The 17,701-nt window shown below is 55.4% G+C and carries 15 protein-coding genes and 1 riboswitch; of the genes, 11 read left to right on the plus strand and 4 right to left on the minus strand.

The window, feature by feature from the left end:
- Positions 1-895 precede the first annotated feature (895 nt).
- Positions 896-3,682 carry a bifunctional aconitate hydratase 2/2-methylisocitrate dehydratase gene (locus tag ABWV33_RS14925; protein ID WP_353331856.1) on the minus strand — a complete coding sequence of 929 codons (2,787 nt, stop codon included), beginning with the start codon at positions 3,680-3,682 and terminating at the stop codon, positions 896-898.
- Between the two features lie 308 nt (positions 3,683-3,990).
- Positions 3,991-4,920 carry an MYG1 family protein gene (locus ABWV33_RS14930; RefSeq protein WP_353331858.1) on the minus strand — a complete coding sequence of 310 codons (930 nt, stop codon included), beginning with the start codon at positions 4,918-4,920 and terminating at the stop codon, positions 3,991-3,993.
- Positions 4,921-5,176: 256 nt separating this feature from the next.
- On the opposite strand from ABWV33_RS14930, the gene ABWV33_RS14935 reads away from it, so the two are divergent.
- The gene (locus ABWV33_RS14935; protein WP_113825957.1) at positions 5,177-5,458 is read left to right on the plus strand and encodes a hypothetical protein; all 282 of its coding nucleotides are present in this window, start codon (positions 5,177-5,179) and stop codon (positions 5,456-5,458) included.
- Between the two features lie 43 nt (positions 5,459-5,501).
- Here the strand turns inward: ABWV33_RS14935 and ABWV33_RS14940 are convergent, their stop codons facing one another.
- On the minus strand, positions 5,502-6,161 hold the full coding sequence (locus ABWV33_RS14940) for a L,D-transpeptidase (protein ID WP_113825956.1): 660 nt from the start codon (positions 6,159-6,161) through the stop codon (positions 5,502-5,504).
- A gap of 394 nt (positions 6,162-6,555) precedes the next feature.
- Here ABWV33_RS14940 and ABWV33_RS14945 point away from each other — a divergent pair, with 394 nt between their 5' ends.
- From ABWV33_RS14945 to ABWV33_RS14975, 7 genes are read left to right on the plus strand one after another with little or no spacing between them, the layout of a single operon-like run.
- Entirely contained in the window at positions 6,556-7,917 is a 1,362-nt protein-coding gene (locus ABWV33_RS14945) for a V-type ATP synthase subunit B (RefSeq protein WP_353331861.1), read from the plus strand.
- Positions 7,895-8,500 carry a V-type ATP synthase subunit D gene (locus ABWV33_RS14950; protein ID WP_113825954.1) on the plus strand — a complete coding sequence of 202 codons (606 nt, stop codon included), beginning with the start codon at positions 7,895-7,897 and terminating at the stop codon, positions 8,498-8,500. Before ABWV33_RS14945 ends, ABWV33_RS14950 begins: the two co-directional genes overlap by 23 nt.
- Positions 8,497-10,278 (plus strand): V-type ATP synthase subunit I, encoded by a 1,782-nt coding sequence (locus tag ABWV33_RS14955; protein WP_353331863.1) that lies wholly within the window; start codon positions 8,497-8,499, stop codon positions 10,276-10,278. The genes ABWV33_RS14950 and ABWV33_RS14955 overlap by 4 nt, the downstream gene beginning before the upstream one ends.
- Positions 10,275-10,718: an ATP synthase subunit C gene (locus tag ABWV33_RS14960; RefSeq protein ID WP_113825952.1), complete on the plus strand. Its 444-nt coding sequence runs from the start codon at positions 10,275-10,277 to the stop codon at positions 10,716-10,718. Before ABWV33_RS14955 ends, ABWV33_RS14960 begins: the two co-directional genes overlap by 4 nt.
- Entirely contained in the window at positions 10,718-11,395 is a 678-nt protein-coding gene (locus ABWV33_RS14965; protein ID WP_353331865.1) for a hypothetical protein, read from the plus strand. Before ABWV33_RS14960 ends, ABWV33_RS14965 begins: the two co-directional genes overlap by 1 nt.
- 1 nt (position 11,396) lies before the next feature.
- Positions 11,397-12,089: a hypothetical protein gene (locus tag ABWV33_RS14970; protein WP_353331867.1), complete on the plus strand. Its 693-nt coding sequence runs from the start codon at positions 11,397-11,399 to the stop codon at positions 12,087-12,089.
- Positions 12,086-13,927 (plus strand): V-type ATP synthase subunit A, encoded by a 1,842-nt coding sequence (locus ABWV33_RS14975; RefSeq protein WP_353331869.1) that lies wholly within the window; start codon positions 12,086-12,088, stop codon positions 13,925-13,927. Before ABWV33_RS14970 ends, ABWV33_RS14975 begins: the two co-directional genes overlap by 4 nt.
- Here ABWV33_RS14975 and ABWV33_RS14980 read toward each other — a convergent pair whose 3' ends face one another.
- The gene (locus ABWV33_RS14980; protein ID WP_353331871.1) at positions 13,928-14,893 is read right to left on the minus strand and encodes an NAD(P)-dependent oxidoreductase; all 966 of its coding nucleotides are present in this window, start codon (positions 14,891-14,893) and stop codon (positions 13,928-13,930) included.
- A gap of 122 nt (positions 14,894-15,015) precedes the next feature.
- Here ABWV33_RS14980 and ABWV33_RS14985 point away from each other — a divergent pair, with 122 nt between their 5' ends.
- The 3 genes from ABWV33_RS14985 (at position 15,016) to cobW (ending at position 17,691) form a co-directional block, all read left to right on the plus strand.
- Positions 15,016-15,900, plus strand: coding sequence for a LysR substrate-binding domain-containing protein (locus tag ABWV33_RS14985; RefSeq protein ID WP_353331873.1), 885 nt, complete (start codon positions 15,016-15,018; stop codon positions 15,898-15,900).
- A 72-nt stretch (positions 15,901-15,972) separates the two neighbouring features.
- Positions 15,973-16,183, plus strand: a riboswitch (cobalamin riboswitch).
- Positions 16,184-16,249: 66 nt separating this feature from the next.
- Entirely contained in the window at positions 16,250-16,633 is a 384-nt protein-coding gene (locus ABWV33_RS14990) for a DUF1636 family protein (RefSeq protein WP_353331875.1), read from the plus strand.
- Between the two features lie 2 nt (positions 16,634-16,635).
- Entirely contained in the window at positions 16,636-17,691 is a 1,056-nt protein-coding gene (gene cobW, locus ABWV33_RS14995) for a cobalamin biosynthesis protein CobW (RefSeq protein WP_353331877.1), read from the plus strand.
- Positions 17,692-17,701: the final 10 nt, after the last annotated feature.

Here is a 17,701-nt window from a genome sequence, read left to right on the forward strand (position 1 = left end):
AACACCGGAGCTTTTAAATGACTTGTTTAAAAGCATTATGCACCAAAACCACCAGTTAAATCTGATTGAGCATAATGCGGGTTTGGCCCGCGTTGCAGTTATCCAACGATAAAGAATGCTGCACGATGCTCAACCGTCTGTTTTGGTGAAGCCGCGCTGCAGCATCCGACGAGTTAGGCAATGACTACAATGAGCCGTTCGCTGAACTTTGCAAACTCCGCTTTCTGCGCATTGCTGCCGCTCGATCCGCCCCGAAAGCGTGAATTGGCTGGCGGAAACAGTCAGATGACCGCTGGCAGCCCAAAAAAGAAATAAGTAAGCAGCTCGTAAAGGCGATTGGTGGGAATCCTAGACGGTGGTGACTCGTAAATTGCATCGGTGTTGGCTGCCACCGATTTTTTGCCGCCTAGCGGTGTTGTTTAGTTCTGCATATTAGGTGTTCGTCACACTTTTTTAGTGGCTGCAGGCTGAGCATATTGGAAACTCGGTGTGCAGCCACCAGCCGATAAACAAGACATGTCTTCAGAGTAACGTTCGCAACAGAGATCGTATTAATCTTCGTGCGATCGGATGGAAACGACTTGCCCGACACTTACGCCTCCCCTCCCCCAAACAAATCGGCCCCGGTTTGCGCAAGCGCAGTAAGATGCAGGATGCTATCACCCAAGTCGGCATACGTGCCAAAATGTAAGTTCCGAAGCTCGCATGTGAATGAGACTCTTTAGATCCCAACCGACCTGAGATTGGGTGAAGTGACTGCCAAAAAATATGGGCGCGCGATGACAATCATCGCACACCCATTAATTTTCGGACCGTCGGGCAGACTAACGAAATTCCCCCATTTAATCCATGCCTTGCGCGGATAGCGCAGCGAGCCCGCCTTTGGCTATCGACCTTAAAAGTGAGCCGATTTCGCCCCAGCAGGGACTGCCAGAGGGGGTGCAAACTTGGTCAGGTCAATCCCTTCAACCGCAGCTTTGTACTCTTCTATGGTAGGGGTCCGTCCAAGGATCGCCGACAGAACAACAACAGGTGTCGAGGCCAACAGGGACTCTCCCTTTTTCTCAGCCGCGTCTTCAACAACCCGGCCTTGGAACAAACGTGTTGATGTGGCCAGAACCGTGTCACCCTTGGCTGCCTTTTCCTGGTTACCCATGCACAGGTTACAACCAGGGCGTTCAAGATAGAGAATGTTCTCATACTCAGTCCGCGCTTTGCTTTTTGGCATGAAGTCGTCGAATTCGAAGCCCGAATACCGCTGCAGAATTTCCCAGTCGCCCTCTTCCTTCATCTCATCAATGATGTTGTAGGTCGGTGCCGCGACAACCAGTGGGGCCTTGAACTCCACCTTACCCTGAGATTTCTCGAGGTTCTTGAGCATCTGCGCGACGATTTTCATATCGCCCTTGTGCACCATGCACGATCCAACAAAGCCCAAATCCACTTTCTTTTCCGCTTTGTAGAACGAAATTGGGCGGATGGTATCGTGGGTATACCGCTTGGACACTTCGGCGTTGTTTACATCGGGGTCCGCGATCATCGGCTCGTTGATTTGATCCAGATCCACAACAACTTCGGCAAAGTAATTCGCGGAGGCATCTGGTGTCAGAGCAGGGTTTTCACCCGACTTGATTTCAGCAATCCGCTTGTCGGCTTTATCGATCAACCCCTGCAGGGTCTGTGCCGCGTTGTCCATGCCCTTATCGATCATGATTTGGATGCGAGACTTGGCCAGTTCCAGCGAACCGATCAACGTTTCATCGTTTGAAATACAGATCGAGGCCTTGGCCTTCATCTCTGCAGTCCAGTCGGTAAAGGTGAACGCCTGATCCGCCAGCAAGGTGCCGATGTGCACTTCGATAATGCGGCCTTGGAACACGTTGTCGCCATGCTGTGCTAGCATCTGCAACTGCGTGGCATGCACAACATCACGGAAATCCATGTGATCAGCCATCGTGCCCTTAAAGGTCACCTTGACGGATTCAGGGATCGGCATCGAGGCTTCGCCGGTGGCCAGCGCCAGCGCCACGGTGCCCGAGTCCGCACCAAAGGCAACGCCTTTGGACATGCGGGTGTGGCTGTCGCCCCCGATGGTGATGTCCCAATCATCCACGGTCAGGTCATTCAGCACCTTGTGGATCACGTCTGTCATGGCGTGGTATTCGCCCTTGGGATCGCGCGCGGTGATCAGACCAAATTTGTTCATAAAGCTCATAAGCTTGGGGATGTTGGCCTGCGCCTTGAGATCCCAAACCGACGCAGTGTGACAACCCGACTGATACGCGCCATCGACGGAAGGCGAAATAACCGTCGCCGCCATCGCTTCAAGCTCTTGCGAGGTCATCAAACCCGTTGTGTCCTGCGAACCAACGATGTTGACCTTCACACGGACATCGGAACCCGCATGCAGATCTGCGGTTGTCGCTACGCCACGCGCGTTTTTGTTAAAGATCTTTTCAACAGCCGTCAGGCCTTGCCCTTCCTGCGAAATCTCTTTCGATGCGGCAAAGGCAGACTTCAAGTCCTGACCTAGGGTTTCAGCAGCAAATGTTTGCAGCTTCTTACCAAAGACAACAGCGTATGAACCGCCTGCCTTCATGAACTCGACCTTTTGTGGGGTAAAGGCAGAAGACACATCAACCAATTCAGTGTCGCCGTCATACAGCTTTTTGGTTTTCGAGTTGATGGTCAGAACCTTGCCGGTTTCAACCGAATAAGCCTGTTCCAGCACTGGATCACCATTGTCATCCATCACGGTATTGCCGTCTGCTTCGGTTTTCTTGACCCAGTTTTTCAGGTCAAGGCCGATGCCACCGGTCACACCAACCGTGGTCAGAAAGATCGGCGAAATGCCATTCGTGCCCGCCACGACGGGGGCAAAGTTCACGAACGGCACATAAGGGCTTGCTTTCTTGCCGGTCCACAGCGCCACGTTGTTGACGCCAGACATCCGCGAAGACCCAACACCCATGGTGCCTTTTTCCGCGATCAGCATAACGCGCGCGTCAGGGTGCGCTTTCTGAAGCTCTTGGATTTCAACCTGTGCTTCAGGTGTGATCATGCACTTTCCGTGCAGTTCACGGTCCGAGCGCGAGTGTGCTTGGTTCCCAGGTGACAGTAAGTCGGTGGAAATGTCGCCTTCACCAGCGATGTAGGTGACAACCTTGATCTCTTCGTCGACCTCAGGAAGCTTGGTAAAGAACTCTGCTTTCGCATAGCTTTCCAGAATATCCGTTGCGACGACATTGCCTGCAGCATGGGCCTCAGCCAGACGATCTGTGTCCGCCTCGTACAGGAACACTTGTGTTTTCAGAACTGCGGCAGCCTGTTCCGCGTTGGATGCATCATCGCCCAGCGCCAGATCCAAAAGAACCTCGACAGACGGGCCGCCCTTCATGTGTGAAAGCAGCTCGAACGCAAACACAGGGGTGATTTCGGCGACAGTGACATCACCAAGCACGATCTCTTTCAGGAACTTTGCTTTCTCACCTGCGGCACTCGTCGTGCCGGGAAGGGTATTGTAAATGAAAAACTGCAAGGACGCTTCGCGATCCTTGTTTTCGGTGTCTTTAATCTGCGAGATAAGTTCAGCTACAAGCGCGCCATCGTCGATGGGCTTAGGGTGCAAGCCCTGTTCTTTACGAGTTTCAATCTCGGTTAGGTAGTCACTGTATAAAGTCATGGTTTTGCCGCCGATATAGTGTTGCACGTAGCTTGAACGCTGGGTGTCAGAAACGTCTGGCGAGTCGCATCAAGCTCAATTGTATGCAATGGTATACTTATTGCTCTGGATTTGCAAGATGCTCAACTGGGCTTTGCTGGGACACCGCCCTAAAACACGCAAAGCAGACGTCAAGATCCGCCGATAGAGGCCCTTTTAGACAAAGGACGCGATGGGTGCACTGCGGCAACTTTGATCACAACACCCGATACACATTGCACACCGCCCCCTGAGGACGCGATGTGCTGCTTGTTTGAGGGTAAATGGGATCAGGACGCCCCCTGCTCTACCGCTTTGACTGCGCACTCTGCCATGGCCAAGATGGCCTCACGTGAACTCGCAACAGCGATAAAGCGCGCGTTATGGCAAAACTTGGCGCCCTTAACGCCCGATGCCTCTTCTAGATCCGCATCAGTCAACCCTGCCCAACTCTCGGGCAGATCTGCGCGTTGTTCGAATGTATCGCCCGACAATTTGATGCCATTGAGGGTCCAGTCCCCTCCCCGTGGATTGACCACGAACAAGATATGATCCGCCCCCGCCTTATCCAGAACAGAGCGATACGGCATGCCCATAGGCAATTCGAGAATGGCCGATATCCCTGCTTTGGCAATCGCATCCTCGACAAGACCTTGCGCACGCGCCTTCGCTGCGAGGTTCTGAATGAAAGCCTCGATAAAGCTTTGCACAATGGGGAGGGCCGCAAAAAAGGCATCGTCGTCCGCAGTTGGAGAGGTGTCGTCAAACACAGGCTTCAGGCTTCCCAACAACGTAGGCAACGTCAGTACAGACAGCGGACCAGCCACCGAAGGTTCCATCGCGCCGTTGTCCAGCAAATCAATAGGCAACACAAACTTCGTGTCAAATTTGGCGTGTATTGCCTCGACCTCCTCGGCCGGCACACCCAATGCAGCAAGATAGGCTTGCCCATAATGCGCCCAGACCAAGCCAAACGAGCTAAAGGGCTGGCCATCTTCGCGCAGCGGACCGGGACGCTGGTGATGATCAAAGATCTGCTGCTCAGCATCATACATGCCCCCCACATCATAAATGATCTTGTCGCCCGCAGGCACAAGCACCGCACGATCGCGCGTCCGCACCAACTCTGCTTGTGGGAACAACCGTCTGAGGATTACCGACGACATCAACTCGTCAGCGTGGAAACCACCAGAATGCGTAATAAGGTAGGAAATGGTCATTGAGGGAGGCTCCAAGAGATCGGGCAAAAGGCAGAGAGTGCGGACGCCATCGGCTCAGGATGGAATCAAGCGCCCTCATCTCAGTGGTTCACGGCCAGATCAATAGGTTTGTCTAAATTTGGACGTGTTGCTCAGACCAGAAAAGGACCAAGCTTGGCCAAAGTTGCGGGGAAATCATTCTTATAGCAGTATGAAAACGCTGGTTATCGAGCACAAAATCACCCATTCTCCAACAAAATCGCGGAGAGAGCACTTTATGAAAAAATTGGCTTGGTTATTGGTTGGCACAGCTCAAGTGCTGGCGTCTTGCGAACAATATGAAACTGGCGGCAGCAGCGCATCTGGCCAATATATTGGGACATTGCCAGAAGGTGTGATTGAGATCGCCGCCCCGCATCAGGATCTGAAATCCGTGCAAATTGATCCGGTGGACGGCTGCTATGTGTATCGCCATGCCGGCCCTGTGGAAACGACGTTCCTGCCGCTCAGATCCAAAAGCGGGCAACCCATCTGTTCACGCGCGCCCGAACCAGCATAAAGGTCGGCATTTCACCGACCTGCGCCGTACGTCCTAGGTCGCCTTAGGCGGTGCTGCTGCCCTCTGGCGCATAAAGATAAGCGGTCGCACCGGTTGAGACGTAGTCGTACAGCCCGTTGATATGCGGCATAACCATGCGAACACAACCGGAGCTGGCGCGCCCGCCAATAGACTGTGGATTGGGCGATCCATGAATGCGCAAATAGGTGTCACGGTTGCCATCAAACAAATACAAAGCCCGTGACCCTAAGGGATTTGTGGGTCCACCATTCATACCATCAGCATGTTTCGCATAGGCACCCGGATCACGTTCGATCATCGCAGCCGTCGGTGTCCATGTGGGCCACTTGGCCTTGCGACGGATCGTGTAGGTGCCCGGCTCGTATAAATTGCCCCGCGCAATCGCCACGCCATAACGCATTGCAGTGCCATCGCCCCGAACATGATAAAGATATCGCGCAACAGCATCGACATGAATATCCCCGGGCGTCAGACCAGCGTTCGCCTCAACCCGTTGCGGCAGAAATCGCCGATGCAGACCCCACGGGTTTGATGTTGCCGGGTCATATCCGGCAGGCGTCACCTGAGCATCCCATGCGGACCACTTGGATTGATTGGACGTCGGCCCTGCCCAAGCAGAGGTCGGCAAAGGAGCCGAAAACAATGCCGCTGTAGAAATGATAAAATGGCGTCTGGTTAACATGGGTCCACAATCCTTGCTTTCGGCGTTTCAATACTCGCTACCCCTTTAAGATACCCATCAATGCCAAAAGTACCAGTCCATTGCCCCAGCAACCTCGCGAAAGGTCATCTCACGTGACGCCTCGCCTGATTTGGGCACCAAATTTGACCGCGGCCATTTCCCCAAATAACCGCTGCTTAATCTGCCAGAACTTACACTCGTAGATCTGGAGGTCATTTTAAGCCCACGCGCCAACAGGTTACCAATATTTAAGTCGGCGGAAAATGGACTAACCCCTTGGAACGCAGTTGCACCAAGACAATTGAAGTGTAACGTTCCTGTGTGTGTCACAAAGTCGTGACACCCTGCCCGTAGCTACAATTTAGTTGATTTTGTCGGGCCACGAGGAATTGTTATGTCTCAGAGCTTACTCAGGTATACACGCATACTCGAAATCGTTGGCGATACACTCAAAGTTAAAGTTCCACAGAAATCCGAGACTGAAACCCACGTGAGATTTGGGGACTTGGCCGTCATTGAAACAGTGGATGGACACAAATCTCTGGCGCAGGTTATTTTCATCGACCGCGATGTGGTCACGCTGCAAGTGTTTTCCGGGACCAAAGGCATTTCAACCGGCGCATCCGCAACCTTTCTTGGACATCCCATGCAGGTTCCCTATTCTGAAAACATCTTGGGGCGTGTTTTCGACGGTGCCGGTGTTCCAATCGATGGCGGTCCAGACTTGTCCGCCGAACCGCGCCTGACAATCGGGGGGCCTTCGGTCAATCCGGCGAAACGAACCGTCCCCAAAAAGATGATCCGCACCAATGTGCCGATGATTGACGTGTTCAACACTTTGGTTGAAAGCCAAAAAATCCCCGTATTTTCGGTTTCCGGCGAACCCTTTAACGCATTTCTGTCGCGCATCGGCATTCAGGCCGACGCAGATGTAGTGATCTTTGGTGGCCTTGGGCTGATCTTTGATGATTTCTATACCTTTCGGAAATCCTTTGAGGACGCCGGTGTCTTTTCGCGCACCGTTATGTTCGTCAACAAAGCGCTGGATCCACTGGTTGAACGCCTGCTGGTGCCCGATATGGCGCTGGCTGTAGCTGAAAAATTTGCCGTCGAAGAAGGCAAACGCGTTCTTGTCCTGATGACCGACATGACCTCTTACGCCGACGCCATGAAAGAGGTCGGCATCAGTCAGGAACGTGTGCCATCCAATCGTGGGTATATGGGGGATCTCTATTCGCAATTGGCACGACGTTATGAAAAGGCGTGTGATTTTGCCCAAGGCGGCTCGATCACGATATTGACGGTCACCACGATGCCCGGCAACGACGTGACCCACCCTGTGCCCGATAACACCGGCTACATAACAGAAGGACAGCTTTACCTGCACTCTGGCGTGATCGACCCGTTCGGCAGCCTGTCTCGCCTCAAACAGAACGTGATTGGCAAAGAAACACGCGAAGATCACGGCCAAATCATGAACACCATGGTCCGGTTCTATTCTGAATCCCGGGATGCAGCGCAAAAACAAGCCATGGCTTTTGATCTGTCTGATTACGACTATCAGCTCTTAAAGTTCGGCGATCTGTTCCGAAGCCGGTTCATGGATATTAACGTTTCAATCGCGTTGGAGGATGCGTTGGATCTGGGGTGGCAAACCCTGGCCGAGTGTTTCCAACCCGAGCAATTGTTGATGAAGCAAGCCTTGGTCGACAAATACTTCCCAAAGGTGGCCCATGGCACGGTTGCAGCTCAATAAAAGCGCACTGGCGCACGAAACGACCCAGCTGCGCAGCTATGAGCGGTTCCTGCCATCGTTGGATCTCAAACGTCAGCAGCTGATGGCCGAACGCGCCAAGGCGCGCGCGGATGTTGCGACATTGACGGCGCAGGTCAACGAACTGGCGCAATCGGTGGGCAAACGCGTCCCTATGCTGGCCCAAGACGGGGTTGATTTAGATGGGTTGGTCACACTGCAAGATTACCACGTCAAAGAAGTGAACGTGGTCGGTGTCAAACTGCCAGAGCTTGACCGGATGGTGGTCGCCGTTCGCCCTTATTCCCCTATGGCCAAGCCGCAATGGGTCGATGCTGTCGCCCAACTGCTGCACGATATGATCGAAGCCCGGCTAAAAGTCTCGGTCGCGCAGCAGCGCGTGCGCATTTTCGACAAGGCAGTGGACACTGTAACGCAGCGCGTGAACCTGTTTGAAAAAGTCCTCATCCCGCGTGCCAAGGCCAATATCAAGAAAATCCGCATTTTTCTGAGCGATGAACAAATGCAGGCGGTGGTGCGCTCAAAGATCTCTAAACGCAAGCGCGCACAGGAGAGGCTGAGATGAGCATTGCCCGGTTGAAAAAACTAACGCTACTTGGTCCGCTGGGTCAAAAACACGCGGCGTTAGAAACCCTGCAAGACTTGGGTTGCATGCACATATTGGCCCTTGCGCCCTTACCCGACGCCCCAGAAAAGATCAATGAATCCGGGGCCAAGGATGCCTATAAGGTCCTGCGTTTCTTGGGTGACGTTCCAAAACCGCGCCGCCAAGTGCACCGCGACCCGGATTTCGACATGACCTCGGCGGTGGAACAGGGTCTTAACCTGATGCAACGCATTCGGGACATGGGGGATCGGCGCGATTTTCTAGCCCATCGCATTGATCAGGTGCGCCCTTGGGGGGATTTGGAATTCCCCCCCAAAGAAGAATTGGCTGGCAACCATTTCTGGTTCTATCGCTTGCCGGTAAAACACCGCAAAACTTTGGATGATCTGCCCATGCCTTGGGCCATCCTGCATCAAGATCATCGTTCGCTCTACGTCGTGCTTATTGCCCCAGACGAACCCGCTGATGACATCCTGCCCGCGCCCCGCACCCACACCGGCTCCCTCCCAATCCATGAGTTGGAGGAGCAGCTGGAAGAGGCGGAAATCGCGCTCGAAGGGTTCGAGGCGGAGCGGATCGCGCAAACTCGATACCTGACTTTGATGCGGCGCAACCTAGCTGTCGCCGAAACGCAATCTGAACTGGCCCATGCCGAACAGCAGGTGCTCACACAGGATGAACTGTTCGCCGTTCAAGGCTGGGTGCCAGAGGATCAATTGGATGCGATCCGGGAAAGAACCCAAGACTTTGCTCTGCTGATCGAAGACCCCGCGCCCGATGAACTGCCTCCGACCTTGCTGGAGCAACCCCAAGACCGCAGCGCTGGCGTTGATCTGGCAATGTTCTATCAGGTTCCCAATTACAACGGGTGGGACCCAACGCTGTTGCTGATCGGCTCATTCGCAATGTTCTTTGCGATGATCGTCGCGGACGCGGGCTATGGCTTTGTCATTTTGGGTGGACTGCTTGCAGCTTGGGCTCCGCTTGGACGAACAGCGCAAACACGATCTTGGCGCCGTGTCGGCCTGATCATTTCCGCAGCCACAATTGCTTACGGAGTTGCGGTCGGCAGTTATTTCGGAACCCTGCCGCCGGGCTTGTCAGCCCTGCAAATTCTGGATCTCAATAACTTCAGCGCCATGATGCTTTTGTCGATCCTGATTGGGGTCGCCCATTTGGTGCTTGCCAATGCCCTTGCCGCGCATGCGAACTGGGGGCATCGCAAAGCCATCGCAAACCTTGGCTGGATCGCGGCCTTGGCTGGTGGGTTACTGTTATGGCTGGCCAGTATGCGCGACTTCACCCCAGTGATCGGGGGGGGCCTCATGGGACTGGGTCTCTTGACCATCTTCTTCTTTTCCAGCGACCGCCCCGTTCAGCACTCCATTGATTGGCTCTGGCGTTTACTGGATGGGGGGCAAGCACTTGCCGGTGCCATGGGGGCCTTTGGCGATGTGCTCAGCTATATGCGCCTGTTTGCGCTTGGGTTGGCCTCAGCATCACTTGCCGTAACGTTCAACGATCTGGCCCTGACGGTGATGGAGGCCCTGCCCGGCCTTGGCATCTTGCTCGGGGTCCTCATTTTGCTGATTGGCCACGCCCTAAACTTTGCCCTCGCGTTGATGAGCGGCGTCGTTCACGGGCTACGACTGAATTACATCGAATTCTACAAATGGGGTTTGCCAGAGGAAGGCGTCGCCTTTCGCAAGTTTGCCCGCAAGGAGGTTCAGGAATGAATGAATTGGTACTCGCCCTGGGATGGCTGGGGATTTACGCACCGATGGCCCTGGGCACTGTTGCCAGCGCCATTGGCTGTTCGATCGCAGGTCAGGCCAGCATCGGTGCAATGACCGAAGTCGACAGCGGCTATGGCCGATTTGTCGGCATCTCGGCGTTTCCGTCGACCTTTGTGATTTATGGCATAGTCATCATGTTCACCCTCAACCGTGATGTCACACCAGAAAACGCCGGCGGGCTGTTTGGCATTGGTATCTTGGCGGGAATCGCGCTGCTCTATTGTGGTATTTCACAGGGCCGTGCCTGCGCCAGTGCCATCAATGCAGCGAAAGAAAAGCCCGAGATTTTTGGATTGGCACTGGCTCCGGCCGCCATCATCGAAGGGTTCGGCGTCTTTGCCTTTGTTTTTGCATTGGTGATCAGTGCGGGGATTAGCTGATGAAACAAGAGGGCATGATTTCACAGGGTGTTGATGCCCTGATCGACAAATTGCGTAACGATGGTGTTGCCGCCGGACAGGCGGATGCAGATCGCATGCGGGCCGAAGCCAAGGCCGAAGCAGCCCAGATCGTCGAAGACGCAAAACGCGAAGCCGATGCATTGGCTAAAACCGCCCGATCCGAGGCCGAAACCTATCGCGCTGCGGGCGAACAGGCATTGGACACAGCTATGCGCGACGCAGTTCTCACCATGAAGGCGGGTCTGACCGAGCAGTTTGCCCAAGACGTGCAGCGCCTTGTGTCCAAGGAAATGACGAACCCTGATCTGTTAAAACAGATGATCCTCGAGATCGTTGGCGCAACCGCAGCGCAGTCAAACCTATCTGGGAAAACCGGGGTTATATTGCCAGCCAAGGTCGCAACCCCAGATGACATTCGACAAGACGCTGACGCGCTCCAATCTGGAGCCTTGACCAAATACGTTCTGGGCCTGACGGCAGAGATGCTCCGCCATGATGTCACATTACATGCGACCGATGATATCGACCATGGCATTCGGGTCCGCGCCGAAGACCAAGGCGTTGTGTTAGATCTTACAGACCGCGCCGTTGCCTCCTTGCTGATGGAACATCTACAACCTCGCTTCCGTGCCGTGCTTGAGGGTGTGATCCGCTAAAATGAGCACTCAGGACAGCTATACAGCGCTTATGTGCAGCCTGCCTCGGTCCGAACGCTTGTTCGTTGACCGATTACCCCCTCTGTCACGGTTGCGCTTGAACAAGCGATTGCGGGCCCTGTCTCCGGAAGATGCCAAGGTCCTCCACCTTCTCGAACACGTGCTAAGTTGGCAGGAATACGACATCGAGATCACCGAAGCCCAAGCTGTAGATCGCGCCAAACAAACGCTCCCCCTTATCCCACACTCAACTCTGCGCCGCCTGTTTCTGGACCGAATGGAACTGCGCAGCGCCGTCGCTGCCCTGCGTTTACGTCATCGGGGGGAACCAGCGCCAATAGCCCCCTTTGGATTTGGCCGCTGGACTCGCCATATCCCGGCCCATTGGTCCGAGCCAACATTTGGATTAGATGCGCCGCTGCCTTGGTTGAATGAGGCGCGTCACCTCTTGGAACAAAACGACCCCTTGGGATTGGAACGCCACCTACTCGACACCAGTCACCGCCAATTGAAACGATACGGTGCGCGGCATCATTTCGATTTCGAAGCGGTCGCTATCTATGTGCTGACCTGGAACATTTTTGACCGCTGGGCCCACAGCAACGCCGAAGCTGCTGCCGAGCGATTTGAAGTGTTGGCACAGCAAGCAATGGCCGCCTTTGGTGACATCAATCTTGAGGGAACTCATCCATGACTGCCCCTACCCCGATCGCTCATACAGCAACTGCGCGTGTCGTTGCGGTCCAAGAGGATCTGCTGAAAATCCAAACCTTGCCAGATGCACAAGGAACCCCCGGCCAGTTGGTCAAGAACGAGGTTGTTTATATCCTGCCCTCGCTGATCGGGCCGGACGGGCGGCAAGAAAGGCTCAAAGCCGAAGTCCTGCGCGTGCGCGGCGACGAGGCGGATGTGCAAGTCTACGAGAGCACCGTTGGGGTTGCCGTTGGTGATCCGGTGGAGCAAACCGGCTTACTGCTGTCTGTCGAATTGGGCCCGGGTCTGTTGGGACAAGTATTTGATGGCCTGCAATCGCCCCTGCCCAAAGTCGCAGAAACCTTTGGCACCTTTCTGCCCCGTGGCGCTGATGTCCCGGCTTTGGATACAGAAAAGAAATGGTCATTCACGCCCATCGCCAAGATCGGTGACACAGTCGTTGCGGGCGACACCCTCGGCACGGTACCAGAGGGTCGTTTCAATCACAAAATTATGGTCCCCTTTAACTGGACCGGTACCTATACGGTGATTTGGGTGCAATCAGGCGCGGCGCACCTGCAGGATACCGTCGTCAGGTTGGCGGATGAGGCTGGGGCGGAACATACAGTATCCTTGATCCAGAAATGGCCCGTACGTCGCCCGCTATCCGAAGGAATCCTGAAACGAAACCTTTCGCAGCGCCTGTACCCAACAGAACCTGTCCTGACCTCGCAACGCCTGATTGACACCTTCTTTCCCATCGCGCGCGGCGGTACCGCCTGCATCCCCGGTCCCTTTGGCGCTGGCAAAACCGTCTTGCAGAACCTGATCGCGCGCAATGCACAGGTAGATGTGGTTGTCGTCGTGGCCTGCGGCGAACGCGCGGGCGAGGTGGTCGAAACGATCAACGAGTTCCCAAACATGACCGATCCCACCTCGGGCGGCAGCCTGATGGATCGCACCATTATCATCTGTAACACCTCGTCGATGCCCGTCGCCGCACGCGAGGCATCGATCTTTACCGGCATCACTCTGGGCGAGTATTACCGCCAGATGGGCCTGAATGTCTTGTTGATCGCCGACAGCACCTCCCGTTGGGCGCAAGCGATGCGCGAAACCTCTGGCAAGCTCGAAGAAATCCCCGGCGAAGAAGGGTTTCCCGCCTATCTCGAAAGCTCGATCAAGGGGCTCTACGAGCGCTCTGGCGTGATCAAAACCAATGACGGCGACACCGGCAGCCTGACGATGATTGGAACGGTCTCTCCCGCCGGGGGCAACTTTGACGAACCGGTGACGCAATCGACACTATCGACGGTGAAATGCTTTCTCGGGCTATCGTCGGAACGGGCCTACAAACGGTTCTATCCCGCCGTGGATCCGTTGCTCAGCTGGTCCCGCTATCTTGATCAACTGTCCGATTGGTACGAAGAAAACGCCCAGCGCGGCTGGACCGCCAAGGTGCGCGAACTTCTTGCCCTGTTGGATCGCGGCGAGCAAATCACCCAGATGATGCAAGTCACCGGCGAAGAAGGTGTCACAATCGAAGATTTCGTGACCCAGCAAAAAGCGCTGTTTGTGGATATGATTTATCTACAGCAGGATGCATTTGACGTCGTTGACGCCACCGTGCCAATGCCACGCCAAATCCTCACATTCCAGATGATGTATGACGTGGTGACATCACAGGCCGATTTTGCGGATAAATCCGAATCAAGACAGGTCTTCACCCAGCTGACTGGCTTGGTCAAGAACTTCCACTATGCCGCTGAAAACACACCCGAATACACATCAACGCTTGAGGCGATCCGGGCGCTTTGCCGTGAAAAGCTCGGGCTTTGATTACTCAGCGGCCTTTAGCTCTTTGCCCTGCGGAATGACCTCGTAACCGGGCTCTTCCGGCTCGTCATCCAGCATTTCGGGTGGGAAACCGGGGGCCAGAATGGACTGACCCGTTGCATCTTCGAGACGACGAATAATGTTTGGCGACAGTTCGCGATCCCCGTACCGGGCAATGCCATCCTCGAAAATCTTGACGATCAACGGGCTGACCTCAAGCGGGACATTGGACCGCTCAGCAATTTCCTGAAACAGGCCCACATCCTTTTTCACCAGGTCCATGGTGAACGAAATATCGCGTGACCCGTTCAGAATAACCTGACTTTCCGTGACGTGAGAAAACGAATTGCCCGAACTGATCTTGATCGCCTCATAAGTGGTGTTCAGATTCATTCCCGCAGCAGCAGCCGTAACCAGTGCTTCGGCGTTGGCGACCAGATGCACGGTGGCCAGATAGTTGGTCAGCACCTTCAGAACCGAAGCTGATCCCAATTCACCCGTGTGCAGAATGCGACGCCCCATTGTGGTCAGAAACGGCAGGATGCGCTCAAACGTGGCACGATCACAGCCCGCGAAAATTGCGATGTTGCCCGTATCCGCACGATGACATCCACCAGAAACCGGACAATCCACAGCCGCACCGCCACGCTCGATCACCATCGCGCCAAGACGCTTGGCTTCGGCTTCATCCGTGGTGGACATCTCCATCCAGATCTTGCCCGTCGTCACCTCGGGCAACATTTCCTGCATCACAGCATCCGATGCCGCAGGTGACGGCAGGCAGGTAATGACCGCGTCACAATCCCGCATCAGTTGGGCCGGACTTTCCCCCGCCTTGGCACCCTTTTCCACAAACGCCTGTACCAAATCCGGGTTCAGGTCATAGACAGTCAGATCCACGCCATTGCGCAGCAATGATCCTGACAGTTTATGCCCGACATTGCCCAGACCGATAAAACCAACTTTCATGTTCTCTCCTCCCTGACGGACGCATGCCCGCATATACGATTCTGAGGGTGAGTATTTCGCGTGACAACCCCCAAGAGAAACGAATAATAAATGCAGCAATGCCCAAATATTTTTGGTGATATATGGAAAACCTCCCCAATCCGATTTGGTTGCGCAGCTTCGAAGCTGCCGCCCGACATTTGAATTTCACCGAAACGGGCCGCGAACTGGGCCTGACCCAAACCGCTGTGTCCCTGCATATCCGCTCTCTCGAGGCGGATCTGGGGGCAAAACTGTTCACCCGTGCGGCCCGACGCCTGACCCTGACAGAATTGGGGCAATCCTATGCGCTGACAGTTCGGCGGGCGCTTGCTGATATCACACTCAGCACCAATGCTCTGTTTGGACCCGCAACCCGGCAAACACTAACCATTCGGGCGGCGATTTCCTCGGCCACCTATTGGATCGCCGCGGAACTCCCCGCTTTTTCAGCCGCCTACCCCGATATTCCCGTGCGATTGGTATCCAACATCTGGGCGGACAGCACAGGACCCGAGGACGTTGATGTCGAAATCCGCCTTGGGTATGGCGATTGGCCCGGTGTGCGGGTCGAAAAGCTATGTGATGAAACCATCGTTCCGGTTTGCCGGGCTGACTGCCCCCTCCCCACTCTGAACCAACTGCGGACTGCCCCCCTGATCCACATCCTTGGGTACGAGGACAATTGGGCACGCTACTTCGAGGCACACGCCCTAGCTCCGCAAGACAGCCCCCCGCTCCATTCGGTCGACACCACGGTGGCTGCCCTGCAAATGGTCATGGGTGGCGCAGGATATGCCACGATCCTAAACCGTTTTGCTCAGAACGCCATTTCTCAGGGTCTGCCATTGCAAATTGCCGGGCCGGCGATTCCCTTTGGACAGTCTCATTACCTGATCTACCCCGATGACACTGCCGCACGTCCTGCTTCGGCACAGGTGTTTACCGCTTGGTTGCGCGACCGGGTTAGTACAAATGCCGTTGGATGATCGCGTCGGGTCGCTTTTCTGCCTTGGCCTGTGAACCATGTCGCCCCATGCTTGACAAGGCCAGTGCCCATGCCGCATGTCCCAACCGTTGGTGTCTGTGAATACAGATGAAAAGGGAATGTGTCAGCAAGAGCCCTCTTGTGAAACACAGCCGCCCCCGCGACCGTGACCGGAGAGGGAGCCCAAGCCACTGGCCATCAGGCCGGGAAGGCGGGACACCCGACAGAAGGAGCCCCTTCTGACATCCGCAAGCCGGGAGACCTGCCAACATCCGAAGACTAAACCGGACGGGGTGTTCCGGTGACGGGCTTATGGCCCGCGCATACCCCGTTCCCCAACCCGTAGGGGGATGAGAGACGTGACCGATCAAGCACCAGTGGAATTGCTGGTTTGTACCACCTGCCGACGCGGCTTGCCAATTGAGGACGACAACCAGCGCCCAGGTGCCCTGCTGCATGCGGCATTGGCCGAGGCCGAATTGCCCGACGGCGTTCAGCTGAAAGCTGTCGAATGCCTATCCAACTGTGATCAGGGGTGCTCTGTCGTGCTGCGCGGCGGTCCTGAACGCTGGACTTTTGTCTACGAAAACCTGAACGAAACCGACGATATCGATGTCATCGTCGAAGGGGCCACAAAATATCACGCCACAGCGAACGGCATCGTTCCTTGGCGCGAACGCCCTGTCCATTTCCGCAAAAACTGCGCCGCCCGCATTCCCCCGCTTGGAGCCTGAATATGTCTGATCTGTCAAAACTTCCCGTTACCGTCATCACCGGCTTTCTTGGGTCGGGCAAAACAACGCTTGTCCGCCACCTTATGCAGAACCCACAAGGCAAACGCCTTGCTGTGATCGTCAACGAATTTGGCGATGTGGGTGTGGATGGTGAGATCCTGAAATCCTGCGCTATCCCTGACTGCCCAGCGGAAAACATCCTGGAATTGGCAAATGGCTGCATCTGCTGCACCGTGGCCGACGATTTCATCCCCACCATCGAGGCACTGATGGCGCTGGACCCGCGCCCCGAGCACATCCTGATCGAAACCTCAGGCCTCGCGCTGCCCAAGCCGTTGCTCAAGGCCTTTGACTGGCCCGATATCCGCTCCAAGATCACCGTAGATGGCGTGATTGCTCTGGCAGATGCCGAAGCTGTGGCCGCGGGCCGCTTTGCCCCCAACGTGGCCGCCGTCGATGCGCAGCGTCTGGCAGATGACTCCATCGATCACGAAACCCCCTTGAGCGAAGTGTTCGAGGATCAGATCTCTTGCGCGGACATCATCCTGCTGACCAAGCCCGATCTGGCTGGCCCCGAAGGCATCGCCAAAGCCAAAGAAATCATCGCCGCCGAGGCCCCCCGCCCACTGCCGGTGGTCGAAGTTGCCGAAGGCGTGGTGGACGTCCGTGTTGTTCTGGGTCTTGAGGCCGCCGCCGAAGACGACATGGATGCGCGCCCCAGCCACCACGACGGTCACCACGATCACGAGCATGACGATTTTGAATCCACCGTTGTTGATCTGCCTGAACTGGCTGACCCGCTCGAACTGGTTTCGCGCATCGAACGTCTGGCAAACGAGCTGAACATCCTGCGCGTCAAAGGCTATGCTGCGGTTGCTGGCAAACCCATGCGCCTGCTGGTTCAAGCCGTTGGCGCCCGCGTCCGTCATCAGTTCGACCGCCCGTGGAAACCCGAGGAAAACCGTCTGGGCCGCGTCGTGGTCATCGCAGAACATGATGACATCCAAGAAGCCAAGATCCGCGATATCCTCGCCGGTGTCACTGAACCTGCCGAGTAAGGGCTGAACC

The organism is Phaeobacter sp. NW0010-22 (genome assembly GCF_040365955.1).
Lineage (GTDB): Bacteria > Pseudomonadota > Alphaproteobacteria > Rhodobacterales > Rhodobacteraceae > OMPR01.